This window comes from Promicromonospora sp. NPDC060204 (assembly GCF_042728455.1).
In the GTDB taxonomy this organism is placed as follows: Bacteria; Actinomycetota; Actinomycetes; order Actinomycetales; family Cellulomonadaceae; genus Promicromonospora.
The window spans coordinates 1-7,560 of sequence record NZ_JBHWZO010000288.1; the positions used below are offsets into that span (position 1 = coordinate 1).

Below are 7,560 nucleotides of genomic sequence, written 5' to 3' on the forward strand. Positions count from 1 at the left end.
CTGTCGAGGTCTGGGTCTCGACAGGGCGGCCGTCCGGACGGGCGACCTGCACGTCAGGCGCTCCGTGTCACCTCTCGATTTTTTCGGAGCGCTTCCGCTGCGCTCCGCTTCGGCCGGATGCCTCGTACCTCGGCCTCCGACCTCCGCTGCGCTCCGCGTCAGCGCTCGACGTCACCGCGGATGAAGGCCTCCAGCTGGGCCCGGCCCGCGGTGTCCTCCATCTGCACGGGCGGCGACTTCATGAAGTAGGTCGCCGCCGACAGGATCGGGCCGCCGACGCCGCGGTCCTTCGCGATCTTGGCCGCCCGCACCGCGTCGATGATGATGCCCGCGGAGTTGGGGGAGTCCCACACCTCGAGCTTGTACTCCAGGTTGAGCGGCACCTCGCCGAAGGCGCGGCCCTCGAGCCGCACGTAGGCCCACTTGCGGTCGTCGAGCCAGGCGACGTAGTCCGACGGGCCGATGTGGACGTTGCGGTCCTCCTTCTTGCCGGCCAGGGGGCCGGTGAGGTTGGACGTCACGGCCTGCGTCTTGGACAGCTTCTTCGACTCCAGCCGGTCGCGCTGCAGCATGTTCTTGAAGTCCATATTGCCGCCCACGTTGAGCTGGTAGGTGCGGTCGAGGACGACGCCGCGCTCCTCGAACAGCTTGGCCAGCACGCGGTGCGTGATGGTGGCGCCGACCTGCGACTTGATGTCGTCGCCGATGATCGGCACGCCGGCCTCCTCGAACTTCGCGGCCCACTCGGGGTCGGACGCGATGAACACCGGCAGGGCGTTCACGAACGCGACGCCGGCCTCGATCGCGCACTGCGCGTAGAACTTGGCGGCCTCCTCGGAGCCCACCGGCAGGTAGCAGACGAGCACGTCGACCTCGGCGGCGCGCAGTGCGGCGACGACGTCGACGGCCTCCTTCGTGGACTCGTCGATCGTGGCGCGGTAGTAGTCGCCGAGCCCGTCGAGGGTCGGGCCCCGCTGGACCGTCACGCCGGTCGGCGGGACGTCGGCGATCTTGATCGTGTTGTTCTCGGACGCGTTGATGGCCTCGGCCAGGTCGAACCCGACCTTCTTCGCGTCGACGTCGAACGCCGCGACGAACTCGAGGTCCGACACGTGGTAGTCGCCGAACTGCACGTGCATGAGGCCCGGGACGGTGCTCGCCGGGTCGGCGTCACGGTAGTAGTGCACGCCCTGAACCAGGGACGAGGCGCAGTTGCCTACGCCGACGATGCCCACGCGGATGGAGGTCATCCTCGCTCCTTCTTCGTTTGTTCCTGCTGCGGTGCGGGGCTCTGCGCCGCGGCGCGTCCCCGCTCGGTGGAGATGAGGCTGTCGAGCCAGTGCACTTCGCGCTCGACCTTCTCGAGCCCGAAACGCCGGAGCTCGAGCGCATATTCGTCGAGTCTCGACCGCGGATGGGTCGTGGACTCCCGGAAGGCTTCCAGGCGCTCGGTCAGCCGGGTGCGCCGGCCCTCGAGCACGCGGAGGCGGGTCTCGGCGTCGGTCTGCCCGAAGAGCGCGAACCGCACGTCGAAGTTGTCGTCCTCCCAGGCCGCGGGCCCGGCGGTGGCCAGGACGGACTGGAGGTGCTCCTTGCCCTCGGCGGTCAGCTCGTAGACCACCCGACGACGTCCGAGGGGGATGGGTTTGGCGGTCCGGCCGGGGATCCCGGCCTTCCCCTTGCGGGGTGACGACGGCGTCGGCTCGCTCTCGGTGGTCGCGATCAGACCCCGCGTGACCAGGCCCTTCAGGGCCGGGTAGAGCGTGCCGTAAGAGAAGGCACGGAACGAACCCAGCACCAGGTTGAGGCGCTTGCGGAGCTCGTACCCGTGCAACGGGGATTCGTTCAGGAGGCCGAGGACGGCGGTCTCCAGCACGTCGGACCGACTACGCACGGCGACCTCCCTCCCGGAAGAACCCGGCGGGCCGGGTCAACTTCGTTCTACACGATGTATCGAGTCGATACATCGAGAGAATAAGCACGCCGCCGTCGGCGCGCAATCCGTCGCGGTTGGGCAGGGGTTCCATCGCGGACGTGGAAGAAATGTGAAGTGAGGGCATACGGACTGGGTTGACCATGCGGTGAAATATCCCGCGTGGGGTGATGTGGACGGATCGGGCTACTGCGCTAGAGGGTGAATCCCCTATGGTTTCGGGTGGTCCGCCGTGGCAGGTGCGTCACGCACGCTGGCGGGCCCCGAGTCCGAACGAGGAAGAGGCTGTTGTGTCGAACTGGAGTCCCCCTCCGATCTGGCCGCAGACACCCCGGCGCCGGGAGGGGATCTGGAACTATCCCAGGCCGTACCGCACCGGGGTCCGCGCGTGGATCCCGTCGTGGCGGTTCGTCGTGGGAACGCTGCTGACCGGTACGTCGCTCGTCGCCGGCGTCCTGATCTCCGCCTGGATCAGCGTGCCCGTCCCGGACGAGCTGGGCACGGTGCGCTCCGAGACGACGACGGTGTACTACTCCGACGGCAAGCCGCTCGGGAAGTTCGCCGCCCAGGACCGCACGATCGTGGCGCTGGCCGATCTCCCGGCGCCGGTGACGCAGGCGATCATCTCGTCCGAGGACCAGAGCTTCCGCACCCACCTCGGCATCAACCCCCTGGGCATCGCCCGCGCGGCGCTCAACAACGTGACCGGCGGTGACCGGCAGGGCGCGTCGACGCTGACGCAGCAGTACGTCGAGAACTACTACGTGGGCGTGGAGTACGCGACGTACGCGACCAAGCTCAAGGAAGCGATCATCGCCCTCAAGGTGACGCAGCAGCAGTCCAAGGACAAGGTGCTGGAGGGGTACGTCAACACCATCTACCTGGGGCGTGGTGCGTACGGCGTCGAGGCCGCGTCCAAGGCGTACTTCGGGCACTCGGCCAAGGAGATGACCATCTCCGAGTCCGCGTTCCTCGCGGGCATCATCCCGAACCCGACCTACTGGGACCCGCGGCAGGGCGAGGGCGCCGAGGCACAGGCGAAGGCGCGCTGGGAGCGCACGCTGAAGCTGATGGTGGAGCAGGGCTACATCACCCAGGACGACCGGAGCGCCGCCGAGTACCCCAAGCTCGTCAAGTACACCCAGGGATCCGGCGACAACCGCACCGCCTACCTGCTGGAGCAGGTGGCCAACGAGCTCGACCGGAAGGGCATCACGGCGGACCAGCTCACCACGATGGGCTACGAGATCCACACCTCGATCGACCGCAAGATGCAGGCCGCCGCGGCCGAGACCATGAAGCTGCCCGAGGACGCGAGCAAGGACGCGCGCGCGTCGCTGACGTCGATCGACCCGGCGACGGGCGAGATCAAGGCGATGTACGGGGGCCCGGACTACTCGACCTACCCGACCAACGCCGCGACGTTCGAGGCGCAGGGCGCGTCGACGTTCAAGCCGTTCACCCTGATCGGCGCGCTGAAGGAGGGCTTCCAGCTCAACAAGCGGTACAGCGCGGTCGACGGGACGGTGATCGAGGGCTGGAAGCAGGACCCGGACGGCCCCGACGTGCCGCTGTACAACTTCAACAACGACTCGTGGAACAGCCTCGACCTGGTCGACGCCACCGCGAACTCGGTGAACGTGGTCTATGCCCAGCTCAACAAGGACATCGGCCCGGAGACGACGGCGCAGGTCGGCTACGACCTCGGCATCCCGCAGGCCGACGACGACCCGGACACCCGCGACTGCTGCGCCATCGGCGGCAACCTGGCCAACGTGCTCGGCACCGCCTACGTGACCAACGTGGACCTGGCGCACGCCTACTCCACCATCGCCGCCCAGGGCTACCGCACCACGCCGCACATGGTGGTCGAGGTGAAGAACGGCGACGATCTGGTCTACCAGGGGTCGAGCACCGGCGAGGACATGTTCGACCCCGAGGTCATGGCCGCGGCGACGTACGCGATGAGCAAGGTCGTCGAGGAGGGGTCCGGCATGCCCGCGCTGGAGCTCGAACGGCCGGCCGCGGGAAAGACCGGCTCCTCGAACGACAACATGTCGGCGTGGTTCGCCGGCTTCGTGCCGCAGCTCACCACCGTCGTCGGCCTCTACGAGTACAACATCGACGCGAACAGGTACGAGCAGATCAAGCCGTTCGGCGGCTACGAGCAGATCACCGGCGGTACCTGGCCGGTCAAGGCGTGGACCGCCTACATGCTCAAGGCCACCGAGGGCATGGACGTCATGGAACTCCCCGAGTACACGCCGCCGGCGCCGGAGCCGTCCGCGACGCCGTCACCGACCACGAGCCCCTCCGAGGAGCCCGAGGAGACGGTCGTGGTGCCCGACAACCTGGTCGGCCAGCAGTTCGTGGCCGCGGCGGCGGCGCTCGGCGGTCTGCAGCTCGTACCCGTGCAGGTGGACGTGGACAGCGCCGAGCCCCCGGGCACCGTGCTCGACGTCGAGCACGCGGGCGAGGAGGTCGACCGGAACTCGGAGATCGAGGTCCAGGTCTCCAACGGGTCCCAGGCCGAGGTGGAGACCACCACGGTGCCGTGGGGCCTGACCAACCGGGAGCAGGGCGACGCCGAGCAGCAGCTCCAGGACGCGGAGCTCACGCCGGTGACCCAGGAGGCGCCGTCGGACACCGTGCCCGAGGGCTCGGTGATCTCGGTGAACCCGGGCGAGGGTTCGGAGGTGCCGAAGGGCAGCGAGGTGACCCTCGTGATCTCCACCGGACCGGGTGAAGACCCGACCGCAGACCCGTCCGGGGACGGCGGAGGCATCTTCGGGTAGACAGGCGGGCGGGCTCTGCCGGCGTCGGGTGAAGTACCGGGTGAAAAAGCCCGAAAGGCGCTGGCAGAGCCCGTTGAGACCTGCGTCTCGGACACGGGGCGTACACAGAGAAACCGCGTTTGTGCTACTTGCCGCGAACATCGATCCTCTATCGTTTCGACGGTTCAGTGCCCTCACTGGACCTTGTCCGGTGCTCTCGCTGGACCGATTCGAGGAACGAGGAAGACGTGGCGAACTGGAGTCCCACTCCGATCTGGCCGCAGACGCCCCGACGTAGGCGTGGCATCTGGAACTACCCCCGGCCGCACCGCACGGGGCTGCGCGCATGGATCCCGTCCTGGCGTGTTGTCGTCGGCACCGGGCTGACCATGGTCTCGCTCGTGGTCGGCGTGTTCACCGCTGGGTGGATCGGCTGGCCGGTGCCTGACGCGCGCAAGTCGATCGGCTCGGAGACCACCACCGTGTACTACGAGGACGGCAAGGTCCTCGGGAGGTTCGCGGCGGTCGACCGGACGATCCGGACGCTCGACGAGCTGCCCCCGTATGTCGGCCAGGCCGTGATCGCGTCCGAGGACCAGGGCTTCGAGGACCACATGGGCGTCGACCCCTTGGGCATCGTCCGCGCGTTCATCAGCAACGTGACCGGCGGCGGCCGGCAGGGCGCGTCGACGCTGACGCAGCAGTACGTCGAGAACACGTACTTCGAGCCCGGGCAGTCGTCCTACGCGGACAAGTTCCGCGAGATCATCCTCGCCCTCAAGGTGGACAACGAGAAGACGAAGGACGAGATCCTCGAGGGCTACGTCAACAGCATCTACCTGGGCCGTGGCGCCTACGGGTTCGAGGCTGCGGCGAAGGCCTACTTCAACAAGCCCGCGGCCGAGCTCACCGTCTCGGAGACCGCGATGCTGGTGGGCATCATCCCGTCGCCGTCGTACTGGGACCCTCGCTTCGGCGAGGAGTCGAAGGCCGTCGCGGAGCAGAAGTGGTCCCGCGTGCTGCGCAACATGGCCGACATGGGCTACATCACCCAGGAGGAGCGGAAGTCCGCCACCTTCCCCGAGCCCATCGAGTACAAGCCGGTCTCGCGGGCCGGCCAGGTCGGCTACCTGCTGGAGGAGGTCCGCAAGGAGCTCGCCGACAAGGGCATCGCCGAGGAGGACCTCATGAACAACGGTTATGAGATCCGCACCACGATCAACTCGAAGTTCCAGAAGGCGGCGGTCGAGGCTGCCAAGACCATCCCGTACGACGGGGAGAACCCCGCGTCCAAGCGGCTCGGCGTGTCGATCGTGTCGATCGACCCCAAGGACGGCGCCATCCGCGCCCTGTACGGCGGCAAGAACTACGAGGAGAACCAGTACAACTCCGCCACGATCGGCAAGGCACAGCCCGGATCGACGGCCAAGCCGTTCACCCTCATCGGCGCGCTCGAGGAGGGTCACGAGCTCAACGAGTACTACAACGGCAACAGCCCGATGCAGATCCCCGGCTGGACCAAGGAGGCGGGTGGCCCCGAGGTGGAGCTCACCAACTTCGGCCCCGAGGGGTCGGGCGGTGAGTCGTACGGCGACATCGACCTGATCGACGCCACGGCGAACTCCGTGAACACGGTGTACGCGCAGCTCAACGTCAAGATCGGGGCGAAGAAGTCGCAGGACGTCGCGATCCGGGCGGGCATCCCTGAGGGGGACACCAACGCCACGCTGTCCAACGTGCTCGGTACGGAACCCGTGCGTGCGGTCGACCTGGCGGGCGCGTACGCCACGTTCGCCGCGCAGGGCACGCGGCACGAGACGCACATGGTCACGTCGGTGAAGAACGGCGACCAGGACATCTACGAGTTCAGCGGCGAGTCGACGCAAGCCATCAAACCCGAGGTGATGGCCAAGGCCACGTACGCGATGGAGCAGGTCGTCAACGAGGGCTCCGGTACGCCCGCGAAGGAGCTCGTGGGCCCCGACGGCACGCAGCGTCCGGTCGCGGGCAAGACGGGGTCGACCAACGAGAACAAGTCGGCGTGGTTCGCCGGCTACATCCCGCAGCTCGCGACGGTCGTCGGGCTCTACCAGACCACGGAGGACGGCGGGCAGGACACCATCACGCCCTTCGGCGAGTGGGCCGGCGGCAGCATCACCGGTGGTACGTGGCCCGTCACGGCCTGGACCCAGTACATGCAGGCCGTGACCGAGGGTATGGAGGTCGAGAAGTTCCCGGAGTACACGCCGCCGGCCCCGCCGCCCTCGCCCACCCCGACGCCGTCCCCGACGCCCACGGTGTCCGACGACCCGAACGAGAAGGTGATGGTCCCGACCGGGCTCGTCGGCCAGCAGTTCCCGTCTGCCGCCGCGGTGCTCTCCGGCGCGGGCCTGAACCCGGAGCTCATCGAGGTCCCGAGCGACCAGTCCCCGGGCACCGTGCTCTCCGTGGAGAAGGAAGGCCAGGAGGTCAAGCGGGGCTCGAACATCCGGGTCGAGGTCTCGACCGGGCCTGACGAGAACACCGCCACCGTGCCGGGCGGCCTGGTCGGCGGCGACGAGAACAACGCCCGCGGGCAGCTCCGGGCCGCGGGGCTCGACCCACAGATCGAGTACCAGCCGTCCGAGGACGTGGCCGAGGGCACCGTCATCTCCGTGAACCCCAACGAGGGCGCGCAGGTGCCCATGGGGACGCGGGTGCAGGTGATCGTCTCGTCGGGTCCGGGCGACATCGGGCTCCCGACCGACGAGCCGACCGGCCCTGGTAACGGCAACGGGAACGGCAACGGGAACGGCAGTCCGTAACCGTCGTCCTGACGCACACGGCCGAGGGGCCGCCTCCTGCCTGCGGGAG

The 7,560-nt window shown here is 68.3% G+C and carries 4 protein-coding genes; 2 read left to right on the forward strand and 2 right to left on the reverse strand.

Annotated features, from left to right (window positions below; translation table 11 throughout):
• Positions 1-158 precede the first annotated feature (158 nt).
• Both ACFWEJ_RS25015 and ACFWEJ_RS25020 read right to left on the reverse strand, forming a co-directional pair.
• Positions 159-1,250, reverse strand: coding sequence for an inositol-3-phosphate synthase (locus ACFWEJ_RS25015; RefSeq protein WP_377231886.1), 1,092 nt, complete (start codon positions 1,248-1,250; stop codon positions 159-161).
• On the reverse strand, positions 1,247-1,894 hold the full coding sequence (locus ACFWEJ_RS25020) for a PadR family transcriptional regulator (RefSeq protein WP_377231887.1): 648 nt from the start codon (positions 1,892-1,894) through the stop codon (positions 1,247-1,249). The genes ACFWEJ_RS25015 and ACFWEJ_RS25020 overlap by 4 nt, the downstream gene beginning before the upstream one ends.
• A gap of 452 nt (positions 1,895-2,346) precedes the next feature.
• Here ACFWEJ_RS25020 and ACFWEJ_RS25025 point away from each other — a divergent pair, with 452 nt between their 5' ends.
• Positions 2,347-4,728: a transglycosylase domain-containing protein gene (locus ACFWEJ_RS25025; protein WP_377231888.1), complete on the forward strand. Its 2,382-nt coding sequence runs from the start codon at positions 2,347-2,349 to the stop codon at positions 4,726-4,728.
• Positions 4,729-4,955: 227 nt separating this feature from the next.
• Positions 4,956-7,511 carry a transglycosylase domain-containing protein gene (locus tag ACFWEJ_RS25030; RefSeq protein WP_377231889.1) on the forward strand — a complete coding sequence of 852 codons (2,556 nt, stop codon included), beginning with the start codon at positions 4,956-4,958 and terminating at the stop codon, positions 7,509-7,511.
• Positions 7,512-7,560: the final 49 nt, after the last annotated feature.